Source organism: Phreatobacter sp. AB_2022a, assembly GCF_026847585.1.
Classification (GTDB): Bacteria; Pseudomonadota; Alphaproteobacteria; order Rhizobiales; family Phreatobacteraceae; genus Phreatobacter.
In genome coordinates this window covers 183,891-205,677 of the sequence record NZ_JAPSET010000001.1, presented here as the reverse complement: position 1 = coordinate 205,677, position 21,787 = coordinate 183,891, and the positions used below count along the sequence as shown (strand labels likewise).

The following is a 21,787-nucleotide window of genomic DNA, read 5'->3' as shown; positions in this document are numbered from 1 at the left end:
CAGGGCGAGCGCATCTATGCTCCGCTCGGCTTCCTGCCGCAGTTCAGGCTGTGGCGCTGGCGCAGCCAGGATCGGCCGGCCGTCGCGCCGTCCGGCCCCGCCGACGTGGTGTTCCGCCGGTCCAGAGAATCTCGACCGCATCGCGGCGATCGATGCCCTCGCCTTCGGTGCGCCGCGCGGCCGGCTCCTCGCCGGCCTCATGACACGGGCGCCCGGCCATGCCCTGATGCTGGCCGATGGCAGCGGCTTCGTGCTCGCCCGCCCGGGCCGCGCCGCTTTGCAGATCGGCCCGCTGGTCGCGGCCGACCAGGCCGGTGCGGCCGCGCTGCTGCGCACCGCGCTCGCCCGCGCGCCAGGACCGGTCATCGTCGACCTGCCTGAAAGCGCCGGCGATGCTGCCGCGATCGCCGCCGCGGCGGGGCTCGTCCAGGAGCGGCCCTATCTGCGCATGGCGCTCGGCCGGCGCGAGCCGTTCGGCGATCCCGGCCGGCTCTTTGCCATTGCCGGCCCGGAATTGGGTTGAAACCGGTCCGGGCTCCGTCCCGGGCCACGATGAAACCGCGGCATCCTGCGCCACGGCATTGAGACGAGGGGTTCCATGGGTCTTCACCATCAGGCCATTCCCGCAGCGGTCCGGGCCATCATTGCCCAGGGCACCGCGATTCCGGCCCACCCGCTGGCGCTCGATGCCGCGCGGCGTTTCGACCGGCGGCGCCAGCGCGCCCTGACCCGCTACTATCTCGATGCCGGGGCTGGCGGGCTCGCGGTCGGCGTTCACACCACCCAGTTCGAGATCCGCGACGTCGGACTCTACGAGCCGGTCCTCGCGGCGGCGATGGAGGATGCCCGCGCCTGGACCGACCGGCCGCTGGCCATGGTCGCCGGCGTCTGCGGCCGGACCGAGCAGGCAGTGAAGGAAGCGCGGCTCGCCGTCTCGCTCGGCTACTCCGCCGGCCTCATTAGCCTCGCCGCGCTGAAGGGCGTCGACCGCGCCGCGCTCATCACCCATTGCCGCGCGGTGGCCGAGGAAATCCCGCTGGTCGGCTTCTACCTCCAGCCGGCCGTCGGCGGCATGGAGCTCGATGCCGATTTCTGGCGCGACTTCTGTTCCATCGACAATGTCATCGCGATCAAGGCGGCGCCGTTCAACCGCTATCGGACCATGGATGTGGTGCGCGGCCTGGTGGCGGCGCGCGCCGAGGAGCGGATCACGCTCTATACCGGCAATGACGACCATATCGTCCTGGACCTCGTGACGCCCTTCGTCGCCATGCGCGACGGCTCAGCCGTCACGGTGCGTTTCCGCGGCGGCCTGCTCGGCCATTGGTCGGTCTGGACCAAGGGCGCGGTCGCGCTGCTCGACCGGCTGAAGGCGGCCGCGAGCGGTCCGGCGGTGAGCGCCGAACTGCTGGCGCTCGATGCCCGTGTGACCGATTGCAACGCGGCGTTCTTCGATGTCGCCAACAATTTCCACGGCTGCATTGCCGGCTGTCACGAGGTGCTGCGACGCCAGGGCCTGCTCGAAGGCATCTGGTGCCTGAACCCGTCGGAAGGGCTGAGCCCGGGCCAGGCCGCGCTGATCGACAGGGTCAGCCGCGACCATGCCGACCTGTCGGACGATGCCTTCGTCGCCGCCAATCTGGAGCGCTGGCTGTCATGACCCCTGCCACCGCGATGACGGAGCCGCTGATCCGGCTGCGCAACGTCAGCAAGTCCTATTCGACCGGTGGCCGCCGCTTCATCGCGGTCTCCAACGTGACGATGGACGTGCGCGAAGGCGACATGGTCGCGCTCGTCGGCCCGTCCGGCTGCGGCAAGACGACGGTGCTCAAGATCCTCGCCGGCCTGCATGATGCCGACGAGGGCGAGGTGAAGATCGGCAGCGGTCGCTCGGCGTTCACGCCCGGACGCGATGTCGGCATGGTGTTCCAGCAGGCGCTCCTGCTGAAATGGCGCACGATCCTGGAAAACGTCATGCTGCCCGTGGAGATCCTGGACCTGCCGCGCCAGGCGGCCGAGGCCCGCGCCCGCGAGTTGATCCGCATGGTCGGCCTCGCCGGCTTCGAGGACAAATATCCCTACGAGCTCTCCGGCGGCATGCAGCAGCGCGCGGCGATCGCACGGGCGCTGGTCCATGACCCGAAGCTGATCCTGATGGACGAGCCGTTCGGCGCGCTCGACGCGCTGACGCGCGAGCGCATGAACCTGGAAATGCTCAGGATCTGGCGCGAGAGCGGCAAGACCATCCTGTTCGTCACCCACTCGATCCAGGAGGCGGTGTTCCTTGGCGCGCGCTGCGCGGTGCTGACGGCCGGGCCGGCCCGCATGGCCGACTATTTCGACATCGACCTGCCGGCCGACCGCGGCCTCGACATCAAGACATCGGATGCCTTCGGCCACTATGTGAAGCGCATCTACGGCCTGCTCGGCTTCGACTAAGGAAAGAGCGCCGGGATGGAAGCAACCCGGCCGGCGCCGGCGCAGCGCTTCGCCGGTTCGGTTATTTCAGCCGTTCGATCAGCGCCATGGCCGCGGCCGGCGCCTTCGGCTTGAAGCCGTTGATCATATAGACAAAAACCTCGCGCGCGGCCGGCGACTTGGCCTCCAGCTTGGCGACAAGCGCAAGATCCTCCGGCGCACCGCCCGCCGCCCAGACGCCGGCCCGTTTCGCCCAGGCGTCGAGCGCGGTCTTGGAATAGCCGAGTTCCTCGGTCTCGGAGGCGCATTGCAGGCGGGCATAGACGAACGGCGCCGTCACATCGGCGATCGAGGTATAGTCGGGGCTGTCGGCATAGATGACGCAAACGCCGTAATCGCGGGCGAGCGCTATGAAATCCGGTGTCTTGAAGGAATCGTGCCGCACCTCGACCGCATGGCGGATGGTGTGGCCGTCGACCGTCTTCGGCAGCAGCTTCAGAAAGGCCTCGAAATCCGCCGGGTCGAACTTCTTGGTGGCCATGAACTGCCAGTTGATCGGGCCGAGCTTCTCCTTCAGCTCGGTGACGCCGCTCGTCAGGAACTTCTCGACTGACGGCCCTGCTTCCGCCAAGACCCGCCGGTTGGTGGTGAAGCGCGAGCCTTTCAGCGCGAAAATGAAACCGTCGGGTGTCTCCTCGCGCCAGCGCGCGAAGCTCTCCGGTTTCTGCGACCCGTAATAGGTGCCGTTGATCTCGATCGAAGTGACCTTGCTCGCGGCATATTCGAGCTCGCGCTTCTGCGCGAGGCCGGGCGGATAGAAGGTCTCGCGCCAAGGCTCGAAGGTCCAGCCGCCGATACCGACACGGACCTTTGATTTGGATTTCCCGGACATGCAGCCTCCCTCGTCGCAATGGCAATGGGCCCGCGGCGAGCAAACACCAAAGTGCGGAGGCTTGCATCCCGTTTTCTCGCGAGCTGGGATCTCCCCGGCGCTACTTGTCCGACCAGACCGCCAGCTCATGGCCGTCCGGATCGGTGAAATGAAACCGCCGGCCGCCGGGAAACGCGAAGATCGGCTTGACGATCGGCGCGCCGAGCGCCTCCAGACGGCGCTGCATGTCCGCGAGATCGTCGGCATAGAGGATCACCAGCGGCCCGCCGGTGCGCACCGGCGTCTGCGTCGTCAGGCCGCCGGTCAGCCGGCCGTCCGAGAATTCGCAATAGGTCGGCCCGTAATCGGTGAAGCTCCAGCCGAACGCCGCGCCGTAGAAGGCCCGCGAACGCGCGATGTCGGCGACGCCGAACTCGATATTGTCGATGCGCCGGTCCTGGCCACTCTGCGCCATGATGCTGTCTCCCTGTCCTGTCGTTCAAGCTTCGGTTTCGAGAAGCGCCTTGAGACGCCGGAGATCCGCCTCGACCGCCGCCGCGTCGCGGGCGAGTTCCGCGTCGCCGACGCCCGCCTGCCGGAACAGCACGAAGACAACCATGCAACCCGCGCCATTGGCGACGATGCGAAGCGGCACCGCGATCTCGACACCCGTCGCCGTCGTGACCCAATGGTCGAGCACGCCGAAGTCGTTGGGCGGCGTAAAGCGGACCGTGATCGGGCCGAGCAGGCTGTCCGCCGTCCAGGCCGCACCCTGCTGCCTGAAGTTGCTGCCGAGCCCCACGGCCCAGCGTGGCAGGTTCGTGGGTTCCGCGGCAAAATCATAGGCCGCCCGCCAGTCGCGCGCGATCGACAGGGTGATGATGCGCACGTCCTTGATGGCTGCGGGCGTGGCGGCTGTGGTCTCGGGCATGGCGAACTCCTTCATGCCACGGCTTGTGCCACGAGCCTTGTGCGGCGGTCTTGAACAAAACGGCCAGCGGAGCGACGCGGCCGGCCCGTGGCCCGGGCTCAACAGCCGAGCTGGCAGAGGACCGTCGCCGGGCTGAAGCCCGAGAGCCGCTTCACCTCTCGGCTGAGATGGGCTTGATCGGCATAGCCCGCGGCCTCCGCAAGCGCCGCGAGGCCGGCCGCCGGGCTACCACGGGCGAGATCGAGGAACCGTTGAAACGTCAGGATCCGCTCGAGCGTTTTCGCACCGTAGCCGAAGCTCTCGATGCTGCGTCGGCGCAGCGTCCGGGGCGAGATGTCGAGCCTTGCGCAAAGCATGTCGAGAGAGGCCCGGCCCCGGCCGAGCCGCTCGAACAGGAAAGCCATGTCGCGCGACGGCCCGGATCTGTCCGCGGAAAGCGCCGCGACGCCGTTCTCGAAGGCATGAAGGCGCGCGGTCGCCGTCCTGGCCTCCCCCATGCGGTCGGCCAACCGCGCCCCGGCCAGCCCCCACAGATCGGCCAGCGGCACCTGGCGGCCGACGAGTTCGGCGACCGGCACGCCGAGCCAATGCAGCGCAGCGCCCGGCTGGAAGCGCAGGCCCAGAATATCGGTCCCGGCCGAGGGCTCGGGCAGCGCCGCCTCGATATCGGGGCCGGCGACATGCAGCGCGCCGCCACGCCAGACGATGTCGATGCAGCCGTCCGGCACAACGGTGATCGGCCCTTCATGGTCCGACGGCACCCGGTGCGCCCAGATGCAGCGAAAATGATCCCGGAGCTCGGCCGACGGCCGCCATTCGCGGTATCGGGCCCCCTGACCAGCCGTTGCTGCGCTGTTTTCCGCCATTGCCTGAACTTTCCGCCCGCCACCCGGGTTGTCAGGGGCAGAGCTTAACACAGGCCGTGGGAGGTGGCCGGAACGATCTGGCAGCAGCGCCGCCAGATGAGTGCCAAAAGACTGAAATATCTGACCTTTTCACTCGAATTTCGCTTGCGTGAACAGCCGAGCTCCAGTGCGATGAACGGGTCTTCGGCTACAGGAGATTCCAGCATGGCATCGCATGAATTCGCCCGCCAGATCGATGGCTACGGATTGACCACGGCGGACATCCTCTACCGCATGCCCGACCATCCCTCTATCCTGCAGGAATATGTCTGGCAGGACTATGACCTGGCGCCGCGCTTTCCCGAGCTGAAGCGCTTTCTCGCCTTCTGGGAGGCGCGGCTCGAAGGGCGCCTCTACCGGGTGACGGTGGCGCACAAGTCGCTGATCGGCCCGGCCGAGTTGAGCAAGGTGGACGGCGAATTCCTCCTGCATTGAGACGGGACCGCCGCTGCGCCGGAGGCGGCCGGGTTCGAGGCGGGGCGCCAAGCCCCACCGCCAGGCGACACGCCTCGAACCGTCCGCCCTCCACCGCCGACCGGCCCCTCCAGGGAGCCGCCGTGCCACCGGCCGGCCGCTATGCCCGCGGGCTGGCGCCGAGCTCCAGCAGGATGCTGTTCCTGAGCTTGTATTTCTCCACCTTGTTCGTTGGCGTCCGCGGCAGGTCGTCGATGATGCGAACGTGCCGGGGGCGCATGTATTTCGGCATGGTCTCGGCTGCGAAAGCCTGGATCTGCTGCTCGCTCACGGCCCCGCCGGGCACCGGTACGACATAGGCGACGACCTGGTCCTCGTCGCCCTCCTCGCTCGGGATCGCGACCACCGCGCTCATCTGGACCGAAGGGTGCTGGTTGATCATGTCCTCGACCTGGAAGGAGGAGAGATTTTCGCCGCGCACGCGGATCCGGTCGCCCAGCCGGTCGACGTAATAATACATCCCATCCTTGCCGCGGACCGCGGCGTCGCCGGTGTGGAACCACAGATTGCGGAAGGCCTTCACGGTGGCATCCGGCTTGCCGAGATAGGCGTGGAAGAAGATGCCCGGCAGGCGCGGCCTGAGCGCCAGGTGACCGGCGACCTCGTCGTCGCATTCCTCGTCGAGATCATCGCGCACGGAGACGTCGACGAAAAAGGTCGGCAGTCCCATCAGGCCCTTGCGCGTCGCATCGCGGCCCTGCTGGAGCGGCATGCCGGAACGCGCGGCGATGTCGGCCACCTCCGCATGCGAATAGCCGCGATAGAGATCCGCCGGCGTGCCCTCGCCCTGCCGCGTCTCCTCGAGCACCACCGAAATGCCGGCGCCCGATTCCGTCTGGCCGAAGCCGGCGGTCACAAAGTCGATGCCGAACCTTTTGGCGAAGTCGTGGTGAAGCAGCGGCAGCGGCTGCATGTGGACCTTGTTCAGCGTGTTGCGCCGGTCGTTCTCCGAAGGCGGCGCCTTGTTCAGCCAGGGGATCATCACGTCCAGCAGGATCGCGGTCGTCACGCGCCGCGCCTTCACGCGCTCCCAGAAGCTGTCAGGGCTGAACCGGTTCCACACCGCGACCTCGCAGCCCACCCAGGCAGCCCGGCAGATATTCGCGATGGCTCCGCCCACATGATACATGGGCAGATCGTTGTAGATGACGTCGTCCTCGCCGATGAGCGCGCGCAGAAAATAGACGTATTGCGCCATCCAGCGGTACGGCTGGACCACGCCCTTGGAAGGGCCGGTCGTGCCGGAGGTGTAGATGAGGTTCGCCTCGTCGTCGAAGGTGACCTTCACATCGGGCGCCGCAGCGGGCCTGGTCAGTTCGGACCAGGCATATTCGACATGGCCCGGACGAACGGAGGGCGGCTCGGCAATGTAGTCGTGGGCGCCTGGCGCGGGGCTGTAGACGATGACCGCGGGCTTCACCTCAAGCGCATCGAGGACGTCGTTCAAGGCCGTCAGCAGCGCGCCGTCGGTGATCACCAGCTTCGGGACGGTATCATTGAGCTGGTAGGTCAGCAGCCGGCCGGCATAGCTGAAGTTGACCGGACAGTAGACGGCGCCCGCTTTCCAGATACCGAACATGAGCAGCGAGCTTGCAAGCGCGTTCTTGCAGAAGACGCTGACCCGGTCGCCCTTGACGATGCCGAGGCGCGCCAGGTTTCCGGCGATGGCGTTCGCGCGCTCGACGAAGGCGGCATAGCTCAGCGTCTCGTCGTCCTCGCCGTAATAGAAGAAGGTGCGGCCGCCGGCGACGTCAGCCCAATGGTCGAGACGCTCGGTAATGATCTCGCCATCGGCCTTCAGCAGATCCGTGAGCTCGCGTTCGTTCATGTCCGTTCCTCCCCGGGAAAGGCAGCGGTGCCGCAGCGCCGCCAGAGCTTGTCGTTGATCAGGGCCGCACGCCGAAGGACGGACGGCCGAGCAGTTCAGGCAGGACCCGATAGGCGTCCTTCACCCAGTCACAGAGCAGCGCCCGGCTTTCGCGCGGATCGATGATGTCCTGCACGCCGAAATGCTCGGCGGTGCGGAACGGCGAGCCGACCGCCTCGAGCCGGCGGGCGATGCGGGCTATCGCAGCGTCGCGATCGGCCACGGCGGCCAGTTCGGCGCGGAAGGCCGCCTCGATGCCGCCCTGCTGCGGCAGGGAGCCCCAGGTGCCCGACGGCCAGCACCAGCTCCGGTTGGCGCGATGGCGGTTGACCGCACCGGCGCCGCCCACGCCGAAGACGCGCCGCAGCACCAGCTCGGCCTGTGGCACCCTGGCCTGGTAGATCGCGGTGATGGCCCGTGCCCCGTAGCGGATCGTGCCACGCCGCTCGGCGATCGAGCCGATCGAGACGCCGGCCTGGTCGGTCAGGCTGACCAGCGGCAGGTGGAAGGTCTCGCAGAGATCGACGAGACGCGTCGCCGCCATCGCTCCTTCGGCCGTCATGGTCGCGCCCTTCATCGGATCGGTGGCGATGACGCCGACCGGATGGCCGTCGAGCCGGGCGAGCGCAGTGACGATGGACCCGCCGTAGTCGGCATAGGCCAGGACCGAACCGGCATCGAAGACCGCGTCCAGGATCGGAGCGATGGCATAGGGCTGGCGCTCGTGGCGCGGAATGGCCGAGAGAAGACCTTCCTCGCTGCGGTCGCATGGATCGGCGGACGTCGTGACGGGCGGCAGCTCGAAGACGCTCGAGGGCAGATAGGAGAGGAAGCGGCGGACGACATCCGCAGCTTCCGCCTCGCTGGCGACGAGGCGCTCGATCATGCCGTTGCTCCGGTGGACCTCGGCGCCGCCCAGTTCTTCCTTGTTCAGGGTCTCGCGCGTCGCCGAGAGCACGATCGGTGGCCCTGCGGTGAAGACCTGGCCGACGCCGGCCACCATGACGGCAAGATGCGACATGACCAGACGGGCGGCGCCGAGCCCGACCGTCGGTCCGAGGGCGGCCGCGACGACGGGGACGAGCGAGAGGTTGTCGACCACCGCGTCCCAGCCGGGATTGACCGGCAGGTAATGGAAGCCCTGTTCCAGCGCCATCTTGACGCTACCGCCACCACTTGCACCGTCGAGGAGGCGAACGATCGGCAGGCGCATCTGGCCGGCATAATGCTCTGAAAAGATCTGCTTCTCGTGGATCGCCGCATCGCCCGATCCCGCACGCAGCGTGAAGTCGTCGGCGCCGACGACGACCTTGCGCCCGTTCACCCGGCCGGTGCCGGCGACGAAATTGGCCGGGGCATAGGAGGTCATCGCGCCCGCCTCGTCATAGGCGACGAAGGCGGTCAGCGAACCGATCTCGCTGAAGCTGCCGGGATCGACGAGCGTGTCGATACGCTCGCGGACGTTCTGCTTGCCCTCCGCCTTTTGCCGCGCAAGCTTGGCCGGGCCGCCCATGCCGCGCGCAAGCTGTCGCCGGCGCGCGATCTCCTCGACCTCGCGCGCCCATACCGGTTCCTTGGGTTTCACCTCGGCCTCGGCGAGGTCGCTCGAGGCGTCCGCGTCGATCCGGATGCGGAAGACACCTGCTCCCTCCGCCACCACACCGCCGGCGGCCGCCGCGACGGCCAGCACCGTGCCGCCCGCGGGAGCACGCACGACATGCTCCATCTTCATCGCCTCGAGCACCATCAGGCTGGCGCCAGCGGACACGACATCGCCTGGCTCGACCGCCACCGACACGACCATGCCGTGCATCGGCGCCGTCACGAGCGCGACACCCTCTTCGGCCTCGCCAGGATCGATCGAGGCTTCGTCCGCCGGAGCTTCCGCACCCGGCACGATCGGCGGAACGATGGTCGTCTGCCGGTCCGAGGCAGCCAGCAGAGCGGGCAGGTTCCCGGCCACCAGCGACGTGTCGAAGCCGCCGACCTTGACGGCCGGAAGATCGAGAATGCTCAGGAGCAGCGGAATATTGGTCGGAACGCCGCCGATATGGAACTCGCGCAGCGCCTGCGCGACATTGCCCAGCGCGCGCTCGTAGGAGCGGCCGCGCGCGATCACCTTGGCGAGCAGGGAATCGTAACGAAGGCTGGTCGTGTAGGCGGCATAGCCATAGCCGTCGACCCGCACATGCGGTCCGGACGGCGGCGCATAGGCGGTCAGGCGCCCGGCCCGCGGCACCGGCGTGCCGTCGGGCAGCAATTGCTCGAGGTTCACCCGGGCCTGGACCGCGAAACCTTCCACCGGCGGTGGCACCGCGAGCCCGACATCGGCGAGGCGCGCGCCGAAGGCGATGCGGATCTGGGCCTGGACGAGATCGACGCCGGTCACCTCCTCGGTGACGGTATGCTCCACCTGCAGGCGAGGATTGGCTTCGATGAACCAGAACTCGTCGCCGCGCACCAGGAATTCGAATGTGCCGAGACCGGCATAGCGAACCTGGGCGGCCAGCTTCACGGCGACGGCGAGGATGCGCTCGCGCAGCGCCGGGGCGAGCGCCGGCGCGGGCGCGATCTCGATGAGTTTCTGGTGGCGGCGCTGCACCGTGCAGTCGCGCTCCCAGAGGTGGCAGATATCGCCGGTTCCATCGCCCACCACCTGCACCTCGATATGGCGGGCGGCAGGCAGCAGCTTCTCGACATAGAGGTCGCCATTGCCGAAAGCCTGGCGCGCCTCGGAACTGCAGCGGGCAAAGGCCTCGTCGACCTCTTCCAGGCCGAGGACGGCACGCATGCCGCGCCCGCCGCCGCCGGCAATCGCCTTGAGCATGACGGCGCCATGCGCGGCAGCGAAGTTTCGCGCCTCCTCGAGCGTCGTCGGCCGGCCAGTTCCCGGCACCACCGGCACGGCCGCGCTCTCGGCGAGCCGCCGGGCGCTGATCTTGTCGCCGAACAGCGCCAGCACATCGCTGGTCGGGCCGATGAAGATCAGGCCCTCCGCCGCGCAGCGCGCCGCGAAATCCGCGTTCTCGCTCAGGAAGCCGTAACCGGGATGGACCGCGGCAGCCCCCGCCTGGCGCGCGGCGGCCAGGATCGCTTCCTGGTCGAGATAGGCGGCCGCCCCCTCCCCCGGCAATGCGCACACCTGGTCGACATAGCGCGTGTGCAGCGACGCCGCGTCGTCGGCAGCGTGAACGCCGACCGTGGCAAGGCCAAGCTCGCGCGCAGCCCGGGCGATGCGGATGGCGATTTCGCCTCTGTTGGCGATCAGGATCGTCGTCACTCAAACCTCCATGGCTTCGCCCGAGGCGACCGCCGGCCTAAACCTCGTCATCGTTCTCGATCCGCCGGGAGCGGCTGCAGGCCGCGCAGCACCATGCCGGTGACCACGTCGGTCACCTCCTCCGCCGAACTGCCCTTGCCCGCGCGGAACCAGCGCGCCGGCGAGAGGCATGTCTGGATGACGGTGAAGGCCATCGCCTTGACGTCGCCGGATACGAAAAGGCCCGCTGCGATGCCTTCTTCGAGCAGGGCGATCAGGGCCTTCTCATAGCGCCGCTCGATGATCCGCACCTGGGCGATGTGGGCGGCGTCGAGGCCCTGGGTGATGGACGAGAGAATGACGTGGCGCGAGAAGTCGTCGAAATTCGTGACGATCAGGTCGCGGACCGCAAGCTCCATCCGCTCCAGTACCGGCAGCGGCTGCGCCGCGATCTCTTCGAGCCGGTCGGCAGCGCTCCCGGATGCCACCCGGCGGGTTTCGACGATCAGGTCCTGCTTGCTCTGGAACTGGTAGTAGAGGATCCCCTTGCTGCAGCCCATCTCGGCGGCGATGTCGTCCATCGTCGAACCTTCGTAGCCCTTGCGGGCGAAGACCTGGCCGGCGGCCGCCAGAATCTGCCGGCGCTGTTCCTCCCGCTGCGCCGGATTGCGCACGACGCTGCCGCGCAGACCGAGCTTCACGCCCTTGGCCCCCGCACCGGAACGGCGGCTGGCGCGCGCGCCGGTCCCCGGCGCCTGTTTCTTGTCTGACGGCATGCTCAGCTCCGCTTGAATGTCGGGTCGAGTGCCTCCCGCATCGACTCGCCCAGTATGTTGAAAGCGAGCGCGGTGACGAGGATGGCGATGCCGGGCGGATACATCAGGGCCGGTGCAATCTCCATGTTCTGATAGGCGCGGGCCAGCATCGCGCCCCAGCTCGCGTCCGGGGGCTGCGTGCCGAGCCCGAGAAAGCTGAGGCTTGCCTCCGCCAGCAGCGCCGCCGCCAGCAGCAGCGTCACCTGGACGATGACCGGCTGCACGGTGTTCGGCAGCACGTGCCGCCACAGAATGTAGCCGGTGGAGGCGCCGAAGCAGCGGGCACTGTCGACGTAGAGCTCGTTGCGGACCACGAGCGCGCGGGCGCGCGCGAGACGCGCCAGCTGCGGCGCGAACACGATGCCGACGGCGATCATGCCGTTGGTCAGGCCGATGCCGAGCGCTCCTGTGACGGCAATGGCCAGGATGATGGCCGGGAACGACAGGAAGCTGTCGATGACACGGCTGACGATCTCGTCGATCCAGCCGCCGAGATAGCCGGCCAGCAGGCCGGTCGGCACGCCGATGAGGATGGCGACGCCCACCGCCAGGAAGCTCGCATAGAGCGATGCCATGCCACCATGGAGCAGTCGGCTGAGCGTGTCGCGACCGAGATCGTCGGTGCCGAGCCAGTGCCGTCCCGACATCGGCGCGAACATCGCTTCGAAATTCTGTTCGACGGGCGAATAGGGCGCGAGCCAGGGCGACAGCGCCGACAGCAGGATCAGCAGGACCAGAAAGCCGAGGCTGAATGCGCCGCGAAGATCGCCGCGGAGCCAGCGCAGGAACCGGCCGAACCGGCTTGGTTCGTCGAGAGCAAGGGCGGCCTGAGTCATCAGGCCACCCTCGGATCGAAGATCTTGTAGAGGATGTCGGTCACCAGATTGATCGCGACGACGACCAGCACCATCGCGAAGACCACGCCTTGCACGACCGGAAAGTCGCGGTTCATCGCGGCATTGACCACCAGTCCGCCCATGCCCGGTATGGCGAAGACGGCCTCGACCACGACGGTCGCCGCCAGCAGCCGGTTGAACAGCAGGCTGATCACCGTGAGCAGATTGACGCTGACATTCTTGAGCCCGTGCACCCACAGGATCCGCGCGGGCGACAGCCCCTTGGCGTGCAGCGTACGGACATGCTGCGACGACAGGATCTCGACCAGCGAAGAGCGCAGCTGCCGCGTCACCTCGGCGACGCTGCCGGCGGCAAGCGCGACCGCCGGCAGGATGGCGTGGCCAAGCGCGCCACCAACGCTGTCGCCGAGCGAGACCGCGCCGGTCGCCGGCAGCCAGCCCTTTTCGAGCGCGAAATAGGAGACCAGAAGCATGCCGAGCCAGAAGTTCGGCACGGCGACGCCGACCGACGCGACGCCCATCACCAGCGTGTCGGCCGGTCCGCCACGCCGGCTCGCCGCGAAGACGCCGAGCGGAATGCCGATCAGAAGCGCGATCAGCATGGCCAGCACGACGATCAGCAGCGTGTGCGGGAAGCAGCGCAGAATGGAATCGACGACCGCCTCGCCGGACAGCAGCGAGCGCGACAGATCACCCTGGAACGCCTTGGCGATCCAGCCGGCATATTGGACGAAGAAGGGCCGGTCCAGGCCGTAGAGGGCACGGATTTCGGCGATGCGCTGCTCGGACGCATTGTCGCCGGCCAGCGTCACCGCGACGTCGCCGGGAACGAGCTTCAGCAGCGAGAAGACGATGAAGGTCGCCAGCACGACGACCGGCACGGCCTGCGCCAGTCGCCGGAGAACCATCGTCAGCTTGGGAAAATGAGTCATGGCCCGCTTCCGCCGAACGGCCGCCGGTATCCGCCGCCAGGGGCGGCACCGGCGCCGCCCCTCACGCGATATGCATGTGCTCGAACTTCGGCTTGCCCAGCAGGTTGGCCTTGTAGCCCTTCGCCCGCTGCGCGATCGCGTCGAGCTCATACTGGAAGGCGATCGGCACCAGCAGAGCGTTCTCCATCACGTGCCCCTGTATCCTGGCGAACACCGCCTTGCGCGCAGTCAGATCATCCGTCTCGCGGCTCTGCTGCAGGAGGGCGGTGAGCGCTGGATCGGCCGAGCGGCCGGCGTTGTAATAGGCGCCCTCGCCGAACACGAGCGCGTAGGTCATGCTGGGGTCGGGCCGGCCGGTCCAGGCCGACAAAAGCGCATCGAAGCGCTTCTCGCTGCCGAAGAACTGGGCGCTGATCTCGGCCACCGTGCCGCGGGTATAGCGGACGCGGATGCCGACCTCCTTGAGCTGAGACTGGATCACCTCGCTGCGCAGGACCGAGTCCTGGTCGGAATAGGCGCCGATATGCAGCTCGAGGTCCTTCGCGCCCGCTTCCGCGAGAAGCGCGCGCGCCTTGTCCGGATTGAACGGATAGAGCGCGGCGACCGTCTGGTCATAGGCCCAGTGCGCTTTCGGCAGGGCCATGGTCGCGGCCTCGCCGAGCCCGCCCATCGCGGCGCGGACGAAGGCCTCGCGGTTGATCGCGTGGTTCAGCGCCTGCCGCACCTTGACGTCGTTCAGCGGCGCGCGACCGTAATTGATGTAGATCTGGTTGAGATAGAGCGTCGGCGCCGCGACGATCTGGAGCGAGCGCGCGCGCTCGACGACCGGCTTCAGCCGCGCTGGCAGGAAATAGGCCATGTCCATCTGGCCGGCAGAGACCGCACGCAGGGCCGTCGCGGCCTCGGGAATGATCGCGATCTCGATTCCGTCGAGATGGGGCCGGCCGGCGCGCCAATAGGCGTCGTTCCGCGTGACCACGACCTTCTCGTTGTCCGTCCAGCTCACGAACTTCCAGGGACCGGTGCCAACCGGCTTGCGGTTGGTGTCCTGTCCCAAGGCCTTGATATTGGCCGGAGAGACCATCATGCCGGCGCGGTCGGAAAGGATCGCGGGCAGCGCCGCGTCGGCGCTCTTGAGGCTGATCGTGACCTGCAGGGGGCCGGTCACCGCGACGGCGGCGACGCTGGCGAGATCCGCCTTCACGTTCGAGCGCTCGTCGAGGCGATTGCGCTCGAGATTGAACCGCACGGCTTCGGCGTCGAGCGCAGTGCCGTCATGAAACTTCACGCCCGACTCGATATCGAGAACCATCCGCTTGGGATCCGGGAAGGACCAGCGCGCCAGGCCCGGTTTCGGCAGCAGCGTGTCGTAGTCCCACTCCGTCAGCGTATCGTAGAGCGTCCACAGGACCGTGTGATCGAACCCCGAGCCGCCGGTCGCCGGATCGAGCGAGGAGGGATTGGCTGGAGCCACGGCCTTCAGCACGCCGCCCTTCTTCGCAGCCTCCTGCGCGAAGGCGGACAGGCTTGCCGTCCCTGCCAGCGAGACTGCGCCTGCGAGCGCCAGGACGTCGCGCCGCGACAGCGTGGCGCCGCGCTTCCCGATCTTCATGATGTCATCCTCCCTTTTGTCGTTTTTTCCGTCAGGCATCGGCGAAGGCCGGAGGCCCCTCGGCCGTCGAGAAGTGGCAGGCGGCCCAGTGGCCGGCTTTGATTTCGCGCCAGGCCGGAGCCTCCGCGGCGCAGCGCTCGCCGGCCGCCGGGCAGCGCGTGCGGAAGCGGCAGCCGGACGGCGGGGACAACGGACTTGGAATCTCGCCCTTCAGGGCGATCCGCCGGTGAGTGCGCATGGCCGATGGCAGCGGCACCGGCTCCGCCGACAGGAGCGCGCGCGTATAGGGATGAAGTGGCCGCTCGATCAGGTCTTCGGCGGGCGCCAGTTCCATGAAGCGTCCGAGATAGGTCACCGCGATGCGGTCGGAAATGTGCGAAACGACCGAAATGTCATGAGTGATGAAGACGTAGGTCAGGTCGAAATCGCGCTGCAGCTCGGCGAACAGGTTCAGCACGTTGCCGCGCACCGAGACGTCGAGCGCCGCCACCACCTCGTCGCAGACGATGACCTTCGGTCGCAGCATCAGGGCCCGGGCGATGTTGATGCGCTGTTTCTGGCCGCCGGAAAACTGGTGCGGATAGCGGCGGGCAAGCTCCGGCGAAAGGCCGACGCGCTTCAGCATGTCCAGCGCGTCGCCGCGGCGCGAGCGGGCATCGCCGATGCCGGCGATCGCGGCGGGCTCGACGATGCTGTCCAGGACGGTCATGCGCGGGTTCAGCGCCGCGTTCGGGTCCTGGAAGATGATCTGGTAGTCGCGCCGCGCCGCGCGGAAGCGCGCGCCGCCGAGCCCGCTCATGTCGATCCCGTCATGCAGGATCCGCCCGTCGGTCGGACGGGCGAGGCCTACGAGCGCGCGGCCGAGCGTCGTCTTGCCTGAGCCGGACTCGCCGATAATGCCGAGCGTCTCACCCTTGAAGACCTCGAAATCGACGCCGTCCAGCGCCTTGACCGTCTGGCCGGTGTCGCCGGCGGGAAAGGTGACGCGCAATCCGCGCACGGACATGACAGGCGCAGCCGCCGCGGTCTCCACTTTCGCAGGCTCGGTCATGGCGCGACCACCCCCGCAAGCGCGAGTTCGCCCGACCGGCCGCAGCGCACGGCATGCCCATCGCCGACCATCGCCATCGGCTGCGCCGCGCGGCACGGCGGCATGGCGTAGGCGCAGCGCGGCTCGAAACGGCACCCCTCCGGCATGGCGCCGGGCGCCGGAATGCGCCCGGGGATCGAGGGCAGCGGGCTGCGGCGCGGACTGAGACCGGGAAGGGACCGCAGCAGGCCGGACGTGTAGGGATGGCGCGGGGCGAGCAGGATCTCGTCGACCGGCGCGTCCTCGACCACCTCGCCGGCATACATGGTCACGATCCGCGTGCAGGTCTCCGCCACCACGCCGAGATCGTGCGTGATGAACAACAGCGCGGTGCCCAGGCGCTCGCTCATGTCGAGCAGGAGATCGGTGATCTGCGCCTGCACCGTTACGTCGAGCGCCGTGGTCGGCTCGTCGGCGATCAGGAGCTTCGGGCCGCAGATGAGCGCCATGGCGATCATCACGCGCTGCCGCATGCCGCCCGAAAGCTGATGGGGGTAGTCGTCGCAGCGCCGCTCCGGCGCAGGGATTCCGACCTGCGCCAGGGCCTCGATCGCTCGTCCCCGCGCCTCCTTGCGGCCGGCGGCGGCATGGGTGCGATAGGCCTCCGCGATCTGGTCGCCGACGGTGAAGACCGGATCGAGAGCGCTCATCGGCTCCTGGAAGATCATGGCGATGTCGCGTCCCCTGATATCGCGCATCTCCGGCTCGGACAGGGAGAGAAGGTCGCGGCCCTGAAACCGGATCTCGCCGGATGCCCTGATCTGCGAGGACGGGTGCAGACGCAGGATCGACAGGCCCGTCATGGTCTTGCCGCAGCCGCTCTCACCGACGATCCCGACCCGCTCGCCGGGCCGCAAGGAGAAACTGACGTCGCGGATGAGCCGCGGTCCCGCGTCCGAGCCGACGGCGAGCGACAGGCCCTTCAGCTCGAGCAGCGGCGCGTCGGCGAGGCCCGCTCGCGAGATCGGGGCGGCCGGCTGCGTCACGGCCACAGCCGCAGCGGCGGCAGCGCCTGCGCGCCGTCGCGCGGGAAGCGGCATGGGCGCATCCGGCAGCACCCGCCGCCGCGCCATCTCCGGGAAAAATTCTCGATGATTCTCAAAGCGTTCCCCCTTAAATTTATTTTTGACTTATTAGTTTATACTACATCGTATAAATTAAGACCGTCGCGGTCAAGCACGTTCCCCGCGTTCGCGCCCCAAAGGACCATGACGGGGGATGGCACGGCGTGGCCGGCGACATTCACGGCGGTCCTGGCCGGGGCGGCTCATGCGCATGGGCGCCGCGGTGCATACGCCGCCCGAGGCGCGGGCCGCGCCGGCGCAGCGGCCGGGCAGGACGAGCAAGGACGATGGAAAGGGTGATTGTCTCGGGCGACGGCGCGTGCCGGCCGGCCGGACGGCGAGCGTGGCGACGGCCGCCGCCTTGCGGCGCTGTTCAGCCGGCAACGAGCCTGACCGCCGACCGCGCCCGCGGCTCGCGCGGCACGGTGCTCGCGGGCAGGACCGTCGCGCCCTGCTCCGCCTCAGAGAGTATCGACAACCGTCTTGTTGCCGCGGGCCTCGGCGTTCCGGCGCGCCGCTGCTTCCGTCAATAGAGGTTGGTCGTATAGGCGATTTCGAGGCTCTGGTTCGCCTTGTCGCCGTCGACGCCCTGGATCTGGTCGGCAATGATCGTGCCGAGCAGCGGGAAATCTTCGCGCTTGATCTGGTGCTCGGCATTCCACAGCCGGGCTCGGAGCAGCGACCGGCCGCAATGGAAGTAGACCTGCTCGATCGTGACCTCCATGGCCGAACTCGGCACGATCGTGCCGCGGATCGCCATGGACTGCAGCACGGCGGGGTCGGTGACGATACGCGCCCGGCCGTTCACCCGCAGCGTCTCGTTGAGCCCCGGCACGAAGAACAGAAGGCCGACCTCCGGCTTGGCGAGCACGTTCTGCAAGGTATCGAGCAGATTGTTGCCGCGCCGGTCCGGCACCAGCAAGGTCGTATCGTCGACGACGGTGACGAAACCCGGCGCGTCGCCGCGCGGCGAGCAGTCGGTGCCGCTGGCCGAGCTCGACGCGACGGTCAGGAACGGCGAGAGCGCGATGAAACGGCGCGCATGCGTGTCGAGACGCGGCATGATCTTCTTGCGCGCGAGATCGCCGGGGTCGGTATAGGCTTCGCGAAGCGTCGCGACGTCGGTGATTTCAGTCATGCTGGTCCGTCCGGCTGGATGTCTGGGCGTGCCGCGCCGCGCATGGGCGCAGGCCCTCTGATCGTCGCCGTTAGCACGACGGCAGGTCGCCGTCGCACGCCGGCGGGCCAAAAACTGTCGCGCGATGGCCATGCCCCGGCTCCGGCGGCTCAGGCCTCCGCAAGCCCGGCCAGCACATCGCGAAAGCCCGTGCGACAAACGAAACCGAGCCGTTGCGCGGCAAGCGATGAGTCATAGACGCGGTCGATCGAGTGGAACATGGTCCAGCCTCGGCGCGCGTAGAGCGCCGGATAATTCGGAAAATAGCGTGCCACCACGGCCGGCGCGTTGCCGATGAGCTCGTCGCAGTCGGCCGGCGTGAACGGGGTCGCGGCCGAGATGATGAACAGGCCATAGCCGAGTTCGGGCGCGCGCTGCAGCGCGCGGATATGCGCCTCGGCCGCGTCTGCGACCGTCAGGCGCCGGAACAGCAGCTCGTTCGCCTTGGTGTTCTCGTCCGACTGATCGATGGCATGGGCCATGTCGTCGGCCTCGGGGAAGAAGCGCGCGGTGCGCAGCACCACGACCTTCATGCCGAAGGCGTCGTGGTAGAACCGGCAGAGCTTCTCGGCGGCAAGCTTGGTGACGCCATAGATGTTGCGCGGCTCGGGCACCATGTCTTCGGTGAGCCAGGACGCCCGCGCGGCGCCGCCCGCGAGGCCGGCCCGAATCGCCGCGGAAATCATCAGCGACGTCGTGGAGGTGAAGACGAAGCGGTCGATGCCCTGCTCTACCGCAGCGTCGAGCAGATTGAAGGTGCCATGGATGTTGACCGCCATGAAGTCCGCGCGCGAAAAGCGGTCGATATCCGGCTTGTGCAGGCCTCCGGCATGCACGATCGCCTCGATGCGCGCCTCGCGCAGCACCGAACGGACGAGGTCCCGGTCCGTCACCGATCCGCGGACCGCGGTGCGCGGCGACGCCACCGGGTCGAGACCGATCACCTCGTGCCCGCCGGCTTCCAGCCTTGGCGCCAGCGTCTGGCCGAGCCAGCCGGCCGAACCGGTCAGAAGAATGCGCATGTCCGTTCCCCGCTTGGTCGAATCCGCGCGTTATCACCATGGCGGAGCAGCCTTGCCACGTATAAATGATGCGAGCGGGTGACCGGACGAACGGGATCTCGATGATGAGCGATCAAGTGACAGTTGAGGAGGCCCTGCCGGCGGCGCCGCTCGCGCCGCGGCTCGGTCCGGCGCTGAAGACGTGGCGGCTGCTCAGGCGCATGAAGCAGAGCCATGCCGCCGAGCTGCTCGATGTCTCGCAGGCGACGATTTCACGCTGGGAGAGCGGAAGCCAGGAGCCCGTCGGCCGGCAGGCCGAACGCCTGGCCGCGCTCATGGCCGCCCGCCTGGATGGCGCGGCGGACGCAGCGCTGGCCGAACTCGTACGGCACTCCCGCGACGCGGTGCATCTCGTCTGCGACGCGACCCACAGGCTGCTCGCGGCCTCCCCTGCCCGCGCGGCCGCCTGGTCGGTTGGCAGGGACGAGCTCACCGGCACATCGCTCTGGCGTTTTGCCAGTCCGGAGATCGTCGCGGCCGAGGCGCGGCTCGCCGAGGCCCGTTGGTTCGAGCCGCTCGCGCCCGCGGTCGAGATCGTCACCGGTGCCAACAATTCCGAGATCGTGCCGATCAGACCGAGCCGGATGCGCTGGACCCGCATGCGGCTGGCCGACGGCTCGTTCGCGCGGTTGGTGCAGACGCTCGCGGCCTGACTCGCTCGAAACCCAAGAGGAGAGCCCTTCATGGCCCATGTCCACGCCCATATCGGCAAGGAGCGCTATGCCGTCGCCATCGAGGCCCGCGGCCACAGGCTGACAGCCGACGAGCCGGAGGCGTTGTGCGGCGGCGATACGGGGCCGGCGCCGTTCGACCTCCTGCTCTCGTCGCTCGGCGCCTGCACGGCCATCACCCTGCAGATGTATGCCGAACGCAAGCAATGGCCGCTCGAGGCCGTCGACATCGACCTGCGCTATATCAAGACGGTCGACGAGGCCCATATCGAGCGCGCCATCACGGTCACTGGAGCGCTCGCCCCCGAGCAGAAGGCAAGGCTCGCCGAGATCGCCGAGAAGACGCCGGTCACGCTGGTGCTCAAGCCCGGCATCGACATCCGCACCGAGCTGCACTGAGCCGGGCGTTCCCCGTCAACGCAGGGTCAGCCCTTTCGGCATCAGGCCGTGTTCGCGCGCCTGGCGCTCCAATCCCTCGCGGAAATCCGGATGGGCGATGGAAATGAGCGCCTTGGCGCGCTCGGCGACCGATTTGCCCTTCAGATTGACCATGCCGAATTCGGTGACGACATACATCGTGTCGGTCCGCGGCGTGGTGACGACATTGCCGGGCGTCAGGTTGAGCACGATACGGCTGCGCCGGTCGCCGCGCTTGTCATAGGTCGACGACATGCACAGGAACGACTTGCCGCCCTCGGAGGCATAGGCGCCGCGGACGAACTGCAACTGGCCGCCCGTGCCGCTGAGGTGACGGTGGCCGTCCGACTCGGATGCCGCCTGCCCTTGCAGGTCGATCTGCGTCGTGTTGTTGATCGACACGACGCCGGCATTCTGCATGATGTTGTGCGGCAGGTTGGTGTAGTCGACCGGGTAGCAGAGCGCCTCGCTGTTGTGGTTGAGCACCTCGTACTGGCGCTGCGAACCGGCGGCGAAGGTATAGACCATCTTGCCGCGATCGATCGTCTTGCGCGCGCCGGTGACAAGGCCGGCCTCGTAGAGCGAGATGATGCCGTCGCTCATCATTTCCGTGTGGATGCCGAGGTCGCGCACGCCGCTGTCCTTCAGCGTTGCGCAGACGGCATTGGGCATGCCGCCGATGCCGATCTGCAGACAGGCGCCATGGGCGATCTCGCCGACGATCTGCTCGGCCACCTTGCGGTCGACATCGGTCGGCGCGGGATTGCCGATCACCGGGATCGGCTCGCCGTCGCCCTGGATGACGAAGTCGACCTCGCTGACGTGGACGCCATTGTCCGGCCCATGGCAATAGGGCATGGTCTCGCTGACCTCGACGATGACGCATCTGGCGCGTTCGACCGTGGCGCGCTGATAGGTAGCCGCGCCGCCGAAATTGAACACGCCGTCGGCATCCATCGGACAGGTCTTGAGCACGACAATGTCGACGGGCTCGATGAAGCGGCGATAATAGTCGGGTGCCTCGCCGAAATTCATCGGGATGTAGTTGCAGCGGCCCTCGTCGTGCCGCGCCCGGTCGTAGCCCGAGAAATGCCAGCTGAACCAGTGGAAATGGGCGCCCTGCGGATCGCTGTCCTGCGTCGGGCGCGCCTTCATGGTCAGGGCCGAGCGGATCTTGACATCGTTGAGCTCGTCGCGCCGGGCGGCGAGCGCCCGGTCGAACAGATCCGGCTGGCCCATGCCGAAGCCATAGTCGAGCCACATGCCCGACTTGACCAGCGCCGCGGCCTCGGCCGCCGTGATCGCGGTTGCGCGCTTCGCCGAAACAGCTGCCGTCATGCGTATCCTCTCCTGCCGATCGGACCCT

General features: G+C 68.0%; 21 protein-coding genes. 6 read left to right on the top strand and 15 right to left on the bottom strand.

The window, feature by feature from the left end:
- Window positions 1-16: 16 nt before the first annotated feature.
- From OZ671_RS00965 to OZ671_RS00955, 3 genes are all read left to right on the top strand, one after another.
- Window positions 17-523 (top strand): hypothetical protein, encoded by a 507-nt coding sequence (locus OZ671_RS00965; protein WP_268858962.1) that lies wholly within the window; start codon window positions 17-19, stop codon window positions 521-523.
- A 75-nt stretch (window positions 524-598) separates the two neighbouring features.
- Entirely contained in the window at window positions 599-1,660 is a 1,062-nt protein-coding gene (locus tag OZ671_RS00960) for a dihydrodipicolinate synthase family protein (protein ID WP_268858961.1), read from the top strand.
- Window positions 1,657-2,439: an ABC transporter ATP-binding protein gene (locus tag OZ671_RS00955; RefSeq protein WP_268858960.1), complete on the top strand. Its 783-nt coding sequence runs from the start codon at window positions 1,657-1,659 to the stop codon at window positions 2,437-2,439. The genes OZ671_RS00960 and OZ671_RS00955 overlap by 4 nt, the downstream gene beginning before the upstream one ends.
- A 61-nt stretch (window positions 2,440-2,500) precedes the next feature.
- On the opposite strand, the gene OZ671_RS00950 is transcribed toward OZ671_RS00955, so the two are convergent.
- From OZ671_RS00950 to OZ671_RS00935, 4 genes are all read right to left on the bottom strand, one after another.
- A complete protein-coding gene (locus tag OZ671_RS00950; protein ID WP_268858959.1) occupies window positions 2,501-3,310 on the bottom strand; it encodes a DUF72 domain-containing protein in 810 nt (269 codons plus the stop codon).
- Window positions 3,311-3,410: 100 nt separating this feature from the next.
- The gene (locus OZ671_RS00945; RefSeq protein WP_268858958.1) at window positions 3,411-3,764 is read right to left on the bottom strand and encodes a VOC family protein; all 354 of its coding nucleotides are present in this window, start codon (window positions 3,762-3,764) and stop codon (window positions 3,411-3,413) included.
- Window positions 3,765-3,788: 24 nt separating this feature from the next.
- Window positions 3,789-4,235 carry an SRPBCC family protein gene (locus tag OZ671_RS00940; RefSeq protein ID WP_268858957.1) on the bottom strand — a complete coding sequence of 149 codons (447 nt, stop codon included), beginning with the start codon at window positions 4,233-4,235 and terminating at the stop codon, window positions 3,789-3,791.
- An 83-nt stretch (window positions 4,236-4,318) separates the two neighbouring features.
- Window positions 4,319-5,086, bottom strand: a complete 768-nt coding sequence (locus tag OZ671_RS00935) for a DUF6597 domain-containing transcriptional factor (RefSeq protein WP_328286325.1) — start codon at window positions 5,084-5,086, stop codon at window positions 4,319-4,321.
- Window positions 5,087-5,290: 204 nt separating this feature from the next.
- Between OZ671_RS00935 and OZ671_RS00930 the strand changes: the two genes are divergently transcribed.
- Window positions 5,291-5,560, top strand: coding sequence for an usg protein (locus OZ671_RS00930; protein ID WP_268858955.1), 270 nt, complete (start codon window positions 5,291-5,293; stop codon window positions 5,558-5,560).
- A gap of 139 nt (window positions 5,561-5,699) precedes the next feature.
- On the opposite strand, the gene OZ671_RS00925 is transcribed toward OZ671_RS00930, so the two are convergent.
- The 10 genes from OZ671_RS00925 to OZ671_RS00880 all read right to left on the bottom strand — a co-directional run bounded on the left by OZ671_RS00925 (window position 5,700) and on the right by OZ671_RS00880 (window position 19,294).
- Window positions 5,700-7,427 (bottom strand): AMP-binding protein, encoded by a 1,728-nt coding sequence (locus OZ671_RS00925; RefSeq protein ID WP_268858954.1) that lies wholly within the window; start codon window positions 7,425-7,427, stop codon window positions 5,700-5,702.
- 58 nt (window positions 7,428-7,485) lie between these two features.
- Window positions 7,486-10,746 carry an acetyl-CoA carboxylase family protein gene (locus OZ671_RS00920; RefSeq protein ID WP_268858953.1) on the bottom strand — a complete coding sequence of 1,087 codons (3,261 nt, stop codon included), beginning with the start codon at window positions 10,744-10,746 and terminating at the stop codon, window positions 7,486-7,488.
- Between the two features lie 47 nt (window positions 10,747-10,793).
- A complete protein-coding gene (locus OZ671_RS00915; protein WP_268858952.1) occupies window positions 10,794-11,501 on the bottom strand; it encodes a TetR/AcrR family transcriptional regulator in 708 nt (235 codons plus the stop codon).
- 2 nt (window positions 11,502-11,503) lie between these two features.
- Window positions 11,504-12,376, bottom strand: a complete 873-nt coding sequence (locus tag OZ671_RS00910) for an ABC transporter permease (RefSeq protein ID WP_268858951.1) — start codon at window positions 12,374-12,376, stop codon at window positions 11,504-11,506.
- Window positions 12,376-13,329 carry an ABC transporter permease gene (locus OZ671_RS00905; RefSeq protein WP_268858950.1) on the bottom strand — a complete coding sequence of 318 codons (954 nt, stop codon included), beginning with the start codon at window positions 13,327-13,329 and terminating at the stop codon, window positions 12,376-12,378. Before OZ671_RS00905 ends, OZ671_RS00910 begins: the two co-directional genes overlap by 1 nt.
- A gap of 61 nt (window positions 13,330-13,390) precedes the next feature.
- Complete coding sequence (locus OZ671_RS00900) at window positions 13,391-14,941, bottom strand: ABC transporter substrate-binding protein (protein WP_268858949.1); 1,551 nt, start codon at window positions 14,939-14,941, stop codon at window positions 13,391-13,393.
- A 31-nt stretch (window positions 14,942-14,972) separates the two neighbouring features.
- Window positions 14,973-15,992 carry an ABC transporter ATP-binding protein gene (locus OZ671_RS00895; RefSeq protein WP_268858948.1) on the bottom strand — a complete coding sequence of 340 codons (1,020 nt, stop codon included), beginning with the start codon at window positions 15,990-15,992 and terminating at the stop codon, window positions 14,973-14,975.
- Complete coding sequence (locus OZ671_RS00890; RefSeq protein ID WP_442957042.1) at window positions 15,989-17,023, bottom strand: ABC transporter ATP-binding protein; 1,035 nt, start codon at window positions 17,021-17,023, stop codon at window positions 15,989-15,991. Before OZ671_RS00890 ends, OZ671_RS00895 begins: the two co-directional genes overlap by 4 nt.
- A 598-nt stretch (window positions 17,024-17,621) precedes the next feature.
- The gene (locus tag OZ671_RS00885) at window positions 17,622-18,233 is read right to left on the bottom strand and encodes an MSMEG_1061 family FMN-dependent PPOX-type flavoprotein (RefSeq protein WP_268858946.1); all 612 of its coding nucleotides are present in this window, start codon (window positions 18,231-18,233) and stop codon (window positions 17,622-17,624) included.
- 149 nt (window positions 18,234-18,382) lie between these two features.
- Window positions 18,383-19,294 carry an NAD-dependent epimerase/dehydratase family protein gene (locus OZ671_RS00880; RefSeq protein WP_268858945.1) on the bottom strand — a complete coding sequence of 304 codons (912 nt, stop codon included), beginning with the start codon at window positions 19,292-19,294 and terminating at the stop codon, window positions 18,383-18,385.
- A 116-nt stretch (window positions 19,295-19,410) separates the two neighbouring features.
- On the opposite strand from OZ671_RS00880, the gene OZ671_RS00875 reads away from it, so the two are divergent.
- Window positions 19,411-19,986 carry a helix-turn-helix domain-containing protein gene (locus OZ671_RS00875; protein ID WP_268858944.1) on the top strand — a complete coding sequence of 192 codons (576 nt, stop codon included), beginning with the start codon at window positions 19,411-19,413 and terminating at the stop codon, window positions 19,984-19,986.
- A 30-nt stretch (window positions 19,987-20,016) separates the two neighbouring features.
- Entirely contained in the window at window positions 20,017-20,403 is a 387-nt protein-coding gene (locus OZ671_RS00870; protein ID WP_268858943.1) for an OsmC family protein, read from the top strand.
- Window positions 20,404-20,418: 15 nt separating this feature from the next.
- Here the strand turns inward: OZ671_RS00870 and OZ671_RS00865 are convergent, their stop codons facing one another.
- On the bottom strand, window positions 20,419-21,759 hold the full coding sequence (locus OZ671_RS00865) for an acetyl-CoA hydrolase/transferase family protein (protein ID WP_268858942.1): 1,341 nt from the start codon (window positions 21,757-21,759) through the stop codon (window positions 20,419-20,421).
- Window positions 21,760-21,787: the final 28 nt, after the last annotated feature.